14 protein-coding genes and 1 tRNA gene are annotated in these 13,382 nt (G+C 66.1%); 8 read left to right on the top strand and 7 right to left on the bottom strand.

Translation table 11 applies throughout. The annotated features are described in order from the left end of the window. Positions 1–117: 117 nt before the first annotated feature. The 8 genes from fabF to AC0Z6F_RS17555 all read left to right on the top strand — a co-directional run bounded on the left by fabF (position 118) and on the right by AC0Z6F_RS17555 (position 6,938). Complete coding sequence (gene fabF / locus AC0Z6F_RS17590; RefSeq protein ID WP_012510219.1) at positions 118–1,380, top strand: beta-ketoacyl-ACP synthase II; 1,263 nt, start codon at positions 118–120, stop codon at positions 1,378–1,380. 92 nt (positions 1,381–1,472) lie between these two features. Next, positions 1,473–2,837 (top strand): aminodeoxychorismate synthase component I, encoded by a 1,365-nt coding sequence (locus AC0Z6F_RS17585; protein ID WP_012510220.1) that lies wholly within the window; start codon positions 1,473–1,475, stop codon positions 2,835–2,837. Between the two features lie 197 nt (positions 2,838–3,034). After that, positions 3,035–4,096: an endolytic transglycosylase MltG gene (gene mltG / locus AC0Z6F_RS17580; RefSeq protein ID WP_012510221.1), complete on the top strand. Its 1,062-nt coding sequence runs from the start codon at positions 3,035–3,037 to the stop codon at positions 4,094–4,096. Then, positions 4,093–4,758, top strand: a complete 666-nt coding sequence (tmk, locus tag AC0Z6F_RS17575; RefSeq protein WP_004146930.1) for a dTMP kinase — start codon at positions 4,093–4,095, stop codon at positions 4,756–4,758. Before mltG ends, tmk begins: the two co-directional genes overlap by 4 nt. After that, on the top strand, positions 4,755–5,711 hold the full coding sequence (locus AC0Z6F_RS17570) for a DNA polymerase III subunit delta' (protein ID WP_012510223.1): 957 nt from the start codon (positions 4,755–4,757) through the stop codon (positions 5,709–5,711). The genes tmk and AC0Z6F_RS17570 overlap by 4 nt, the downstream gene beginning before the upstream one ends. After that, entirely contained in the window at positions 5,708–6,061 is a 354-nt protein-coding gene (locus AC0Z6F_RS17565; protein ID WP_004146965.1) for a PilZ domain-containing protein, read from the top strand. The genes AC0Z6F_RS17570 and AC0Z6F_RS17565 overlap by 4 nt, the downstream gene beginning before the upstream one ends. A 169-nt stretch (positions 6,062–6,230) precedes the next feature. Beyond that, positions 6,231–6,305: transfer RNA gene (locus tag AC0Z6F_RS17560), tRNA-Val, on the top strand. Between the two features lie 252 nt (positions 6,306–6,557). Continuing rightward, positions 6,558–6,938 (top strand): tautomerase family protein, encoded by a 381-nt coding sequence (locus AC0Z6F_RS17555; RefSeq protein WP_012510224.1) that lies wholly within the window; start codon positions 6,558–6,560, stop codon positions 6,936–6,938. Positions 6,939–6,969: 31 nt separating this feature from the next. Here the strand turns inward: AC0Z6F_RS17555 and AC0Z6F_RS17550 are convergent, their stop codons facing one another. The 7 genes from AC0Z6F_RS17550 to AC0Z6F_RS17520 all read right to left on the bottom strand — a co-directional run bounded on the left by AC0Z6F_RS17550 (position 6,970) and on the right by AC0Z6F_RS17520 (position 13,374). After that, positions 6,970–8,043 (bottom strand): phage late control D family protein, encoded by a 1,074-nt coding sequence (locus AC0Z6F_RS17550; protein ID WP_012510225.1) that lies wholly within the window; start codon positions 8,041–8,043, stop codon positions 6,970–6,972. Next, a complete protein-coding gene (locus tag AC0Z6F_RS17545; RefSeq protein WP_012510226.1) occupies positions 8,034–8,249 on the bottom strand; it encodes a tail protein X in 216 nt (71 codons plus the stop codon). The genes AC0Z6F_RS17550 and AC0Z6F_RS17545 overlap by 10 nt, the downstream gene beginning before the upstream one ends. After that, positions 8,233–8,700, bottom strand: a complete 468-nt coding sequence (locus tag AC0Z6F_RS17540) for a phage tail protein (protein WP_012510227.1) — start codon at positions 8,698–8,700, stop codon at positions 8,233–8,235. The genes AC0Z6F_RS17545 and AC0Z6F_RS17540 overlap by 17 nt, the downstream gene beginning before the upstream one ends. 2 nt (positions 8,701–8,702) lie before the next feature. Beyond that, entirely contained in the window at positions 8,703–11,174 is a 2,472-nt protein-coding gene (locus AC0Z6F_RS17535; protein ID WP_012510228.1) for a phage tail tape measure protein, read from the bottom strand. 120 nt (positions 11,175–11,294) lie between these two features. Next, the gene (locus AC0Z6F_RS17530) at positions 11,295–11,585 is read right to left on the bottom strand and encodes a phage tail assembly protein (RefSeq protein WP_005412456.1); all 291 of its coding nucleotides are present in this window, start codon (positions 11,583–11,585) and stop codon (positions 11,295–11,297) included. Between the two features lie 80 nt (positions 11,586–11,665). After that, complete coding sequence (locus AC0Z6F_RS17525) at positions 11,666–12,169, bottom strand: phage major tail tube protein (RefSeq protein WP_012510229.1); 504 nt, start codon at positions 12,167–12,169, stop codon at positions 11,666–11,668. A 2-nt stretch (positions 12,170–12,171) separates the two neighbouring features. Further along, on the bottom strand, positions 12,172–13,374 hold the full coding sequence (locus AC0Z6F_RS17520) for a phage tail sheath C-terminal domain-containing protein (protein WP_012510230.1): 1,203 nt from the start codon (positions 13,372–13,374) through the stop codon (positions 12,172–12,174). Between the last annotated feature and the right edge of the window lie 8 nt (positions 13,375–13,382).

Here is a 13,382-nt window from a genome sequence, read left to right as displayed (position 1 = left end):
TCACGCTCGCCGCGCACCGCACCCCATGGGGCCGCTGTTGCGGCCCCGTGTGTTTGAGCATCACATCGAAGCAAACCGAGTTACCCGTAGAAACCATCCGGGTCAGGAGAAACAGCAATGAAGCGTCGCGTCGTCGTAACCGGCCTGGGTATCGTCTCGCCGTTGGGCAATGATCTGGCCAGCAGCTGGGAAGGCATCACCCATGGCCGTTCGGGCATCGGTCCGCTGACCAACGTTTCTGATGCCTATCTGGATCGGTTCACCACCAAGATTGCAGGTGAAGTCAAGGGATTCGACATCACCGCCGACAACGAACTGTTCGGCAAATTCCGGGTCAGCGGCAAGGATGCCAAGAAGATGGACCCGTTCATCCATTACGGCCTCGGTGCCTCGTTCATGGCCCTGCATGATTCGGGCCTGGAGATCACCGAAGCCAATGCCGATCGCATGGGCGCCATCGTTGGCGCCGGCATCGGCGGCCTGCTCGGCATTGAAGAGCAGACCATCGAGTTCCACGAGGGCAAGAAGATCTCGCCCTTCTACGTGCCCAAGACCATCATCAACATGCTGCCGGGCCAGCTGAGCATCATCACCGGCCTGAAGGGCCCGTCGTTCTCGGCGGTGTCGGCGTGCGCGACCTCGAACCATTCGATCGGTACCGCGATGCGCATGATCCAGTACGGCGATGCCGACGTGATGGTGGTCGGTGGTGCCGAGCGCGGCTCCTCGCCGACCGCAGTGGGCGGCTTCTGCGCGATGAAGGCCATGAGCACCCGCAATGACGCTCCGGAACAGGCCTCGCGCCCGTGGGACAAGGACCGCGACGGCTTCGTGCTGGGCGACGGCGCCGGCATCCTGATCCTGGAAGAGTACGAGCACGCCAAGGCACGTGGCGCGAAGATCTACTGCGAACTGGCCGGCTTCGGCGCCAGCTCCGACGCGTACCACATGACCGCCCCGAGCGAGAACGGCGAAGGCGCCGCGCGCTGCATGGTCATGGCCATGAAGGACGCCGGCGTGACCCCGGAACAGGTCGGTTACCTCAACGCGCATGGCACCTCCACGCCGCTGGGTGACCTGGGCGAAACCATGGCGATGAAGACCGCCTTCGGCGACCACGCCTACAAGATGATGGTCAGCTCCACCAAGTCGATGACCGGCCACCTGCTGGGTGCTGCCGGCGGCGTGGAAGCGATCTTCTCGGTGATGGCGCTGCAGGACAACGTCATCCCGCCGACCATCAACCTGCAGCAGCCGGGCGAAGGCTGCGACCTGGACTACGTGCCCAACGAAGCACGCCGGGCCAAGGTCGACGTGGTGATGTCGAATGGTTTCGGCTTCGGCGGCACCAACGGCACGCTGATCTTCAAGCGCGTCTGACCGACGTTGTAGAGTCGAGCCATGCTCGACTTTACATACGAAGAAGCCGCCGCAAGGCGGCTTCCGTGCATCTGAACCCCGAACTGGCCGCCATGACCCACGCCCCGCTGATCCACCCGCTGCCGCACCCGATCGACCTGCTGGCCCTGCAGCAGCACGACCCGGCGCGCTTCCCGCTGCTGATGGAATCCACTGCCTCGGGCACCGCCCAGGGCCGCTGGAGCCTGCTGCTGGCCGCGCAGGGCGATTGCCTGCGGCTGGATGCCGATGGCCGGGTGCGTGACCAGCGCGACGTGGTGCAGGCCGGCAGCTTCCTGCAGGTGCTGGACCGTGCCTGGCAGCGCGAACGCCTGCCGCATGACGGCAGCCACAGCCTGCCGTTCCGCGGCGGTTGGGCGTTGATGCTGGATTACGAAGTGGCCAGCCAGATCGAAACCGTGCTGCCGTCGCGTGCGCGCGATGACGGTCGCCCGACCGCGCTGGCGCTGCGCTGCCCGGCGGCGGTGCTGCACGATCACCACAACGACGCCAGCTTCGTCATCGCCGAAGCCGGTGAGCATGCGCTGCTGGATGCGTTGGTGGCACTGGCCTCGGCCGTGCTGCCCGAAGCAGGGCAGGGCTGGTTGCCGCCGCAGTCGGTCGGCGAGGACGCGCCGCAGCGCTTCACCGACGGCGTGCGCCGGGTGATCGAGTACCTGCGCGCCGGCGACGTGTTCCAGGTGAACCTGTCGCGGCGCTGGAGCGCACAGTTCGCCGCGCCGGTCAGTCCCCAGGCGCTGTACGCGCAGCTGCGCCGCGCCAACCCGGCCCCGTTCGCCGGCCTGTTCACCGCGCACGGCCGCCACGTGGTCAGTTCCTCGCCGGAACGGCTGGTGTCGGTGCACGCCGGCCATGCGCAGACCCGGCCGATTGCCGGCACCCGCCCGCGCTTCGAAGGCGATGACGATGCCGCGCGCATCCAGGAGCTGGTCGGCCACCCGAAGGAGCGTGCCGAGCACGTGATGCTGATCGACCTGGAGCGCAACGACCTGGGCCGCATCTGCCTGCCTGGTACCGTGGTGGTCGATGAACTGATGACCGTGGAAAGTTACGCCCACGTGCACCACATCGTCAGCAATGTCAGTGGCCATCTGCGTCCAGACGTGACCCCGGGTGAAGTGATCGCCGCCACCTTCCCCGGCGGCACCATCACCGGCTGCCCGAAGGTGCGCTGTATGCAGATCATCAGCGAACTGGAGCAGGTGCCGCGCGGTGCCTACACCGGCGCCTTCGGTTGGCTGAACCGCGATGGCGACCTGGACCTGAACATCCTGATCCGCACCGCCGAAGTGGACGGCCACGAGGTGAGCTTCCGCACCGGCGCCGGCATCGTGGTCGACTCGGACCCGGACAAGGAACTGGACGAGACCCGCGCCAAGGCCCGCGGCCTGCTGCGCGCGCTCGGCCAGCAGGGGTAGTTCCGGCCGCTGGCCGGCAACCTCATGCACCCATGATCCGCGCGATCGCCGGCCAGCGGCCGGCACTACCGGTACCAGTGGGAGCCATTGTTTGGGTGGGTGCCGACCGTTGGTCGGCACGCAGGCGCCACCCCGGTCATGACCCCACACCACCGGCACGGTATCCTGCACGACGGAATCGAGTTCAGAGGTAGTCCATGGCGGGAGCCAAGCGCGGGTGTCTGTTCGTGGTAACGCTGGTGGTGGTGCTGGCCGCCGTCGTGGCCGGCGCGGGCGCGTGGTTCTTCTACCAGCAGACCCGGTTCGCCGACGCTCCGATCACCCCGTCCGCCGAAAGCGTGGTCATCGCCAGTGGCGACGGCATGAACACGGTGCTGCGCAAGCTGCGCGACGCCGGCGTGGACGAGGGCCAGGACGCGCAGTGGCAGCTGCTGGCGCGCCAGCTCGATGCGGCCGGCAAACTGAAGGTGGGTGAGTACGCGCTCAGCAACGACCTGACCCCGCGTGATCTGCTGCTGCGCATGCGCGCCGGCAAGGTGCTGCAGCACCGCGTCACGATCATTGAAGGCTGGAACATCCGCCAGTTGCGTGCCGCGCTCAAGCGCGCCGAGCCGCTGCTGCACACCACCGACAACCTCGATGACGCCGCGTTGATGCAGCGCCTCGGCTTCGGTGGCCAGCATCCGGAAGGTCGTTTCCTGCCGGAGACCTATGTCTACCAGCGCGGCGACAGTGACCTGGACGTGCTCAAGCGCGCCCACGGTGCGATGGAGAAGGCACTGGACGAGGCGTGGGAAAGTCGTGCGCCGGACCTGCCGATCAATACGCCCTACGAGCTGCTGACGATGGCGTCGATCATCGAAAAGGAAACCGCGCTGGCCAGCGAGCGCCCGCAGATTGCCGGGGTGTTCATGCGCCGCCTGAAGATCGGCATGCGCCTGCAGACCGACCCGACCGTGATCTACGGCATCGGCGCGGCGTATGACGGCAACATCCGCCGCCGCGACCTGACCACCGATACGCCCTACAACACCTATACGCGTGCGGGCCTGACCCCGACCCCGATCGCCATGCCCAGCCGCGACGCGCTGATGGCGGCCGCACAGCCGGCTGCGGGCGACGCGCTGTACTTCGTCGCGGTCGGCGATGGCAGTGGCGCGCATGTGTTCTCGCCCAGCCTGGACCAGCACAACGCCGCAGTGGCCCGCTACCTGCAGCAGCTGCGCCAGCAACGCACCAAGGAGACCCCGGCGCAATGAGTCCCGCGCTGCTTCGCCATCCCCGTTTCGTCAGCCTGGAAGGTGGCGAGGGCGCGGGCAAGACCACCGCCATCAACGCCATCCGCGATTGCCTGCGCAGCCACGGCCACGAAGTGGTGCTGACCCGCGAGCCGGGTGGTACACCGTTGGCCGAGCGCATCCGCGGCCTGGTGCTGAAACCCGATGCCGAAATCGCCGCCGAGCCGCTCAGCGCCGAAGCCGAGTTGCTGCTGGTGTTCGCTGCACGCGCGCAGCATGTGCGCCAGGTGATCCAGCCGGCCCTGCAGCGCGGCGCCTATGTGCTGAGTGATCGCTTCACCGATTCCAGCTACGCCTACCAGGGCGGTGGCCGTGGCCTCGACCCGCAGTGGATTGCCGACCTGGAGCGTCGCGCCGTGGGCCTGCTGCCGGGCCTGACCCTGCTGCTGGATGTGGAGGTTGCTGTGGGCCGCGCGCGTGCCAATGGTCGCGACCTGTGGCCTGACCGCATCGAAAGCGAGCAGGACGACTTCTTCCAGCGCGTGCGCGAGGTGTTCCGCAGTCGTGCGCAGCAGGATCCGCAGCGCTTTGCGTTGATCGATGCCGGACAGGTGCAGGAACGCGTGGCGGCCGATGTGGTCGCATGCGTCGAGCGCTGGCTGCAGGACGGGGAGGGCGCATGAGCACGTTCTCGCCGTGGCAGCAGCGCGCGTTCGAACAGACGGTCGCCGCGCTCGATGCTGATCGGCTCGGCCATGGCCTGCTGATCTGTGGCCCGGCCGGACTGGGTAAGCGCGAGGTGGCGTTGGCCCTTGCCGACCATGTGCTGGCGCGCGGCGATGCCGCGCATGCCACGCGCACGCGCCAGCTGATCGCCGCCGGCACCCATCCGGACCTGCAGCTGGTCAGCTTCATTCCGAACAAGAGTGGCGACAAGCTGCGCACCGAGATCGTCATCGAGCAGGTGCGCGAGATCACCAACAAACTGGCGTTGACCCCGCAGTACGGCGTGGCGCAGGTGGTGATCGTCGACCCGGCCGATGCCATCAACCGTTCGGCGGCCAACGCGCTGCTGAAAACACTGGAAGAGCCGCAGCCCGGTCGCTACCTGTGGCTGATAAGCAGCGACCCGGCGCGCCTGCCGCAGACCATCCGCAGTCGCTGCCAGCGCCTGGAATTCAAGCTGCCGCCGCGTGAGGAAGCGCTGGCGTGGCTGCAGCACCAAGGGCACAGCGAAGCATCCGCGCGCGAAGCCCTGGACGCCGCGCGCGGCCATCCCGGCCAGGCCGACAACTGGCTGCGCGAAGACGGCCTGAGCCTGCGCCGTGAGGTGGGCCGCGAACTGGAGCAGCTGGCCGCCGGCAAGACCGGCGCGGTGGAGCTGGCGCAGAAGTGGTGCGGTGATGACAACGCGGCGCTGCGCCTGCGCTTTGCCGCCGACCTGGCGCTGGCCCAGGCCAGCACCGATGCCTTGACCACGCCGGAGCGATTGCACAAGCTTGCAGCCTGGTTCGATGCGGCTAACCGCACCCGCGACCTGCTGCGCACCACGGTGCGTGCAGACCTTGCGGTGGTCGAGTTGCTGCTGGCCTGGAACAAGGTGAACGAGCGGCCTGCCGCAAGGGGAAATCGATGAGTGCCAGCAACGCCCGCCAGGGCATCCTGTCCCTGGCTGTGAAGGACAAAGCCGCGCTGTACAGCGCGTACATGCCGTTCGTGAAGAATGGCGGCATCTTCGTGCCCACGCCCAAGCGCTACTTCCTGGGCGACGAGGTGTTCCTGCTGCTGACCCTGCCTGATTCCAGCGAGCGCCTGCCGGTGGCCGGCAAGGTGATCTGGGTGACCCCGGCCGGCGCGCAGGGCAACCGCACCGCTGGCATCGGCGTGCAGCTGGCCGACGGTGCCGAAGGCGAGGGCGTGCGCCACAAGATCGAGACGCTGCTGGCCGGCCTGACCAGCTCGGACAAGCCGACGCATACGATGTGAGGTGGCGCTGGGCCATGCCCGGCTGCATGCCCCGAAACACCCGTGACCCCGCCCTTCTGTAGAGTCGAGCCATGCTCGACTGCGGCCCTCGAAAACACCCGTGAACACGAATGTGAAAAACGGTTGACGGCCCCTGAAAATCCCCTATAATGAGCGGCTCAGCAACACCGGGCGGTTAGCTCAGCGGTAGAGCATTGCCTTCACACGGCAAGGGTCACAGGTTCGATCCCTGTACCGCCCACCATGTTGCAGAACGAAAGAAGCCTCCAGCAATGGGGGCTTTTTTGTTGCCTGGACATCAGTGCGGCTTTCCTGCAGCAGGCACCGTGCAGCGCCATCGTTGACGGCGCGATCCACCATCTCCCGCAACCGCGCGGCGCGCTCTGGGACGCACTTCACCGATGCGGGCAGAGGGTTCCATCCATGCGCTGTTCCGCCGCCCCGGGCAGGCGTAGTCTCAGCCTGTCGCCGTACCCATCCACGCTGGAGTGCCACCATGCCGCTCGCCCGCATCGATGTTCGCAAAGGTAAATCCGCCGACTACCTGCAGCGCGTCGGCGAAACCATCTACCAGGCCCTGCGCGCGGTGGGCGTGCCGGAGAACGATCGCTTCCAGATCTTCCAGGAGCACGCGCCGGGCACGCTGATCTACGATCCCGGCTACCTGGGCGTGGACCGCACCGACGACTTCATCTGCATCCAGATCACCTGGAACGAAGGGCGCACGCTGGAGCAGAAGAAGGCGCTGTACGCCGGCATCGCCGATGGCCTGCACGCGGCGGTGGGCATTCGCCGCGAGGATGTGTTCATCAACCTGGTGGAAGTGAAGAAGGAGAACTGGTCGTTCGGCAATGGGCAGGCGCAGTACGTGAGTTGATGCGCGAAGCGCATCCACGCATGGCGTGGATCTACACCTCGCTGCCGACCTGCTCGCCTTCGGTGGCTGCGGCACTGCGGGCCGCCTTCACTGCATCGGCACTGTTGGGTTGTTCGCACTCGATGCTGGTCACGTAGCCATCGTGGCTGATGTTGTGCTCGGCGCGCTTGACCAGCCACTGCCCATCCACGCCATCGCGGAAGCCCTGCATCACCACCGTGGCTTCGGCCATCAGCGTCTCGCGGCCGGGCAGGGTGTAGCTGAGCGTACGCGTCTGCCGGGCTTGTTCCTGATGCTTGGCGCGCGCTGCGGCTTCGGCGGCTTCGCGGTCGGCGTAGGCCATGCGCAGGCGCACGATCGGTTCACCGCTGCCCAACTTCACCTCCTGGCGCGTGGCACCACGTACATCGCGGTAGTAGGCAATGGTGGTGCCGGTTTTCTCGCGTGAGACGATGCTCACTTTGTAGCTGCTGCCATCGGCGGGGGTCAGGGTGACGTCGGGAATGCGCTCACCGCTGGCACTGGTGGAGTCGCCCCGTTTGACGAACATCAGGCGGCCGCCGCCCGGCTTGGCGATGGCATCGTGCTGCTTGGCCATGCGCAGCAGCAGGTTCATGTCCGATTCCTGCGACTGCACCGTCAGCGGAAGCACGATGGACGCAAGCGATCCACTCACGGCGGCGCTCAGTCCGTGCTCGGCGGCCATGCGCTGCACCATGCCACCGATCGTCGTGCCCTTCTTCCAGGTGCGCGTCTTCTGTGTCTGCAGCTCATTCTTGCCACCCTTGCTGGCCTCGAACGGCGCGGCGCGCGCGCGCAGGGTCATGCTGCCCGGGTAGCCGGAAATCTCCACTTCGTCGCAGATGTACAGGCCCATGCGCCGCACTTCACCGTCGTAGCCGATGAAGGCTTCCAGCTCCGCGCCTGCCGGCGGCAGCTGGATCGGATCGGAAGGATCATGGTCGGCCAGTTGCAGTTCCAGCATGTCCGAGTTGTTGTCGGTCTCGTCGGTGATCCGCAGCGACTTGAAGCGCGATCTGATGATGTCGGTGATGTCCTGGTTGTTGGCCACCACGCGGAAGGTAGGTGTGATGTTCAGTCCCACAGGGCCACCCCCTTGCGCTCGCTTGCTGGGCGCTGCACATCCGGCAGGGTGATCGCCATGCCCGCGGGTAGTACCGCGCCGCGTGCGGCAAGCCCCGGGTTGGCGTCGAACACCGCGCGCAGGATGGCCGGTGATTGTTCGCCATAGTGCGCATACGCGATGCGGTCAACGACGTCGCCGTCGCGGGTGTTATACGTTCGTGCCATCGCTGTGCTTCCGCAGGGAGAGGGTGAATTCTTGCCGCTGGATTCCCGCATCGACGGTGAATCCGGAGGCGGTGGCATCGATCTTGTCGATGACCCACAGGCCCAGGTTTCCGCCCTTGCCGGTCAGCAGCCGCTGGGGCTTGCCCTGTGCCGCCAGCTTGCGCAGCTGCGAGAGCTCATTGCCGGCACCCCGGAACTGATAGTGGATGATGCCGGGCAGCGTCATGCTGGCCTTGCCAGGGCCGGTGTACTGCAGGGCGGCCATCTGCCCGATGCGCTCCTGGGCTGCCCAGCCATATTCGTTGCTCTGCTGGATCTCCTGGAACACGGCGGTGTTGAGGCTGAACTTGAAGCCGCCCAGCATCAGCAGCACCGGGGCGTTGCCGGAGTCGTTGCTCTGGAAACTGGACAACAGCTTGTCGATGGATGCGGTTACGAACTCGCGCTTCATGCTTAGTTCCTGTCTGCCAGGCCGCCACGGGCAGCAACCGCGTTGCGGCGCTGCAGTTCGTCGGCCGTGCGACGTGCCACCGATTCGCTGGATTCACCGGGTTGCTGGTGGATGGTGATGTTGTTGGTCTGTTGTTGCTGCACGGTGGTGACACCGCGCGGGGAGGGCGATGGCATGTCGGGTGCGGTACGACCCCGAGCGGCCTCGCTGATGCCTCCCCATCGCTTGCGCGCCCCCGGCGCGTCCAACGTGGCGACGTCGCCGACCAGGCCCACGGCGTCATCCAGGCCACCTCGGCCGCCCGCCCGCATGTTGGTGTAACCCACCATGCCGTTGCCGATCGCTTCCGCACCACCGGCAAGCACCTCCTTCCCGAAGTCCAGGCCCTTGCCGACCAGCGCACTGACCTTGCCAATGCCTCCTTCGACGAACCCCATCAGCTTCTCGACGTAGGGCATGAGGAAATCCAGCTTCGGAACGAGCCAGTTGAACAGGGATTCGGCACCGGACTTGATCGCGGTCCACATCATGCTCATTACGCTGCCGATCCCGCTCGCGACGGTCGTGTACACGTTGCCCATCCAGACGACGTACTGCACCAAGCCGCTGATGAGCTGGATGTTCATTCTCAGGCCTTCCATCAGAACGGTACCGAGGAAGCTGCCGATCTGGGCAACGCGTGACAGTTCGTTGCCGGTGTACTGTGCAGGTGCAAGCATCTTCGACAGCCAGTCCCACGCCTGGCCGATCAGCCCGCTCATGACTTCCCAGGCGGGGCGCAGTGGTTCAACCGCGCGCATCAGTTCACCCATCGCCGCGGTGCCTGCACCGCTCAGGCCGTCCCAGACGCCGCCCAGGAATGCCTTGATCGGCTCCCAGTACTTGCGCACCAGGATGGCGCCTGCGGTGATCGCTGCGATGGCGATCGTGATCGGCCCGCCACCGATGGCCGCCACCGCAGTGGCAACCACACGGAAGCCCGACGCCAGGCGCATGGCCATCGGCCCGAAGCGCCCCATCTGTGCCAGCAGGCTGCCACCCCGGAACAGCTGGAAGGCCTTCTGTACGCCCAGGATCGGGCCCTGCAGGAACGTCCAGGCGTAGCGTGCGCCGAGCACCGCCGTGCGCATGCCCAGCATGCCGACCACGATCTGCGTGGCGTTGGCGATCAGCTTCGGGTTTTCCTGCACGAACGAGGTGACCCCGTTCAACAGTTCGGTCAGTTTGACCGCAGCCTCGCCCACCGCCGGCAGCAGCGCCGCACCGAAGGCCTTGGACAGGTTGTCCACAGCGATCTTGGCGCCTTCGATTTTCTGCGGATCGGTCTGCATCGCATCGGCATACGCCGCATCGGTGGTACCCGCCGATCCATTCAAGGCCTTGTCGCGGACGCGGATGTAGGTATCCCAGTTCTCGATCATCGGCTGGACGAAGTTCTTCGCCTGTGCATCGCTGAACAGGGTGCCGATCTTCTTCTGGTCGCCTGCGGTGGCCTGGATGATTCCCTGCATGGCCGCATCGAAGGGATTGCCACCGTCGGTCTGTGCGTCACCGATGATCTTGCGCAGATCCAGGTTGAGGCTCTTCTTCGCCTTGTTCTGCAGCTCCGGCGACAGGACGGACGACATGAAGTTCTTCATGTTGCTGGCGGCCTTGTCGGCGCCGCCGGCCGAATCCAGCGTGGCCTGCAGGGCGGCGCCGAGGGTGGCGGCCGCCGAGGTGCCCTGCAGCTTCATCGCTTCGAACGACGAACCCAGGGTGGGCAGCACTTCGGCCATGTCCTTCAGGCCCAGGCCGCCCTGCCGGCTGTTGACGACCAGCACATCCAGCGCGCTCTGCATGCGCGAGGGATCGATATTGAACGACTGCTGCAGGGCGGCCGCGGCCTGGGCCACATCATCGATGCTGGCGCCGGTGACGGTGGTGGTCCGCCCGATCGCGCCCAGGCTGGCCTGGGCTGATTGCGCATCCATGCCGGCGTCGATCATCAGCCTGATCGAGCGCTGCAGCGTGTCGGCGCCTTGGTTGGTTGCACGCGACTGTTCCAGGATGGCCTGCCCCAGTGCGCTCACCTGGGCCCGGCTGAGGTTGGCCGCCACGCCGATCTGCTGGTTCTGGCGAGCGAAGCCGGAGGCGTTCTCTACCGGCTTGGCCAGCGCGGTAACGGCCGTGCCAAGCGCACCACGTGCCTCGCCGAATGCCGAGCCGAGCTTCTCGCGCTTCTCCAGATTGGCGGTACGCTTTGCCTCGATGCTCTCCAGTGCCTCCTGCGAGGCACGCAGCGCGTCGACCTGTGTACGCATGCGAGCGTATTCCTTGCTCGTCGTGCTCAGACGGGCAAGCCTGCGGTCCAGCAGTGTCAACTCGGTGCCGATGCGCTTGATGCCATCGTTGGCGAAGGACAATGCGTCCTTCAGCGATTTGGACACCGAGCCGCCGATCGTGATCGTTGTCGTTTGAACGTTATTGGCCATGTACCGGCAACCCCTGAATCCACCAGATGAACTTCGACACCCGCAGCGTCATGATCTCGCGCAGGCCCCAGCCGGTATGTCCGGCCAGGGCAAGCACTCCCTGCCTGATCTGCGGCAGGGTCAGGTGGTAAAAAGTGCCACGCCTGCCTGCAGTCGGGCGTAGTCGCGCAGCGGCATCTTGCGCACGTCGTCCGGCGAGATCTCGCACAGGTTGGCGATCATCCGCACCTCACGCTGGGCGTCGCTGCCCTTGTCGTCCTGGTAGCGCTCCATGTCTTCCACGGTCGGTTCACGCATGCGCAGCACGGCGGTCTCCATGCCGTTGACCTGGCGCGGGCGGGTGAGGGTGATCTCGGCAAAGCCATCGCGCTCGATGACGGTGTCGGTGGGGGTCTTGGTCTTGCTGGACATGGAGGCGTTCCTGGAATTCGATGCAGTGCGATGGATGCGGGGGCGCGAGGCGCCCCCGGGTTCTTCGGTGCGGCGTGGGCTCAGATGCCCAGCGCGCCGCGGATGCCGGCCAGGACGTCGACGCCACCTTGGCGGGCGATCATGTTGACCACGTCGATCTCCTGCACGACCTGGGCGCCATGGGTCAGCTTGTAGTAGCTCAGCGCCAGGCTGACCTTGATCGTGCCCTTCTCGCCGACCTTGGTTTCACCACGGTCCAGCAGCTTCAGCTTGCCGCGCATGTTGTGCACGACCTGGGTCACTTCGCCGTCATCGCCTTCCAGCGCCTCGCGGGCGGTGAAGCCGTATTCCTTGCTTTCAACGACGTGGAACTTGCTCATGATCTCCGCGTCGTCGGAGGCGAACTCGACCTCGGCGGTCAGCTTTTCATGGCCGAGCACGATCTCGGTCGGGGCGAGCATGCCGCCGGCCTGGAAGTCCTCGGTCTTCAGCGACAGCTTCGGTGCGGTGAAGGACATCACGCTGCCGGCATAGCCCTTGCCGTCGACGTAGAAGTTGAAGTTTTTGCGGATCTTGCGCGCCATGCTTAGAAGATCTCCGAGACGTAGTTGTTGTTCATGTGCATGCGGAAGGTCAGCTGCTCACCCGGGTAGGTCGGGGTGAAGTCGAAGTCCCAGTAGAAACGGCCCTGTGCCACGCTGTCCGCTGCGTTCAGTTCCGGGTCGATCCAGCAGTTGCCGCCGAGGATCGCGCCCTGGGTCTTCAGGCCGCGCAGGAAGGCGTTGACACCCTCGCGCACGTCATCGACGTAGGTCTTGCTGATGCCGCGATCGACGGCCCACAGATGGGCAGCCTCGAGACTGTCGGCAATGATGTCGGCAGTGCGGACCACGCACAGGAACTGCCACTTCTGGTCGATGCTGGTGGTGCGGTTGCCCCAAAGGCGGAAGCCTCCTTCGCGGATGACCGTGGCCACGTTCGACTGGTTGAGCAGGTTGGCGCGGCTGGTCGCGTCGGACAGTCCGAAGTCGATGGCACGCGCGGTACCGACCACGCCGTTGAGTTCCAGGTTCGACGGCGACGCCCACCAGCCGCGTTCGTTGTCGCTGCGGGCGATGGCGCCGGCCACGGCACCGGAGGCGTAGCGGGTGACGATGGCCTCACCGGACTGCACCAGCAGCGCCGGGTCGACCACGTAGACGCGCTTGGAACCGGTCAGGGCGGTGGTGCTCTTGGCAGCGTCGTCGGTGCTGTTCGGGCCGTCCTTGATGATCACCGCGCGCAGTTTGTCGGCGATGCCGAGCAGTTCGGCCACAACCGGGTTAGCCAGTACGGCGTCCGGCTTGGCCGGATCGGTGGGGTGCACATGGGTGAAGCCCGGTGCGACCAGGATGCGCGGCTTGACGCCAACGATGGACTTGGCCGCCAGCAGGGCATGCACGCCCTTGTAGTCACCGGTCTGTGCGTCCACGCCGCCGAGCACGTTGGCCAGGGTGGCACTTTCGTTGGCGCCGTTCTCGACGCGGATGACGACGACGACAGCACTGGACTGATCGAAGATCGCATCGAGTGCGCCTGGCAGGGTGCCGGCTTCGGCGCCGGCCTTGGCCGACAGCTTGGCGGCCTGCGACGGTGAGGTCACCAGGACGGGAGTGTTGATGGGGAACGCTTCGGTATCAGCCAGCGGTGCGGTGCCGACGATGCCGATCACGCTGGTGGATGCAACAGCGATCGAGCGCGCACCGGTGTCGATGTTGACGACCTGTACGCCGTGGAGAAATTCGGTCATTCGGAGAG

It is taken from the genome of Stenotrophomonas sp. 1L-E-5-B-C3, assembly GCF_057292075.1.
The sequence above is the reverse complement of the archived record's forward strand: the minus strand, read 5'-3'. Positions and strand labels throughout refer to the sequence as shown.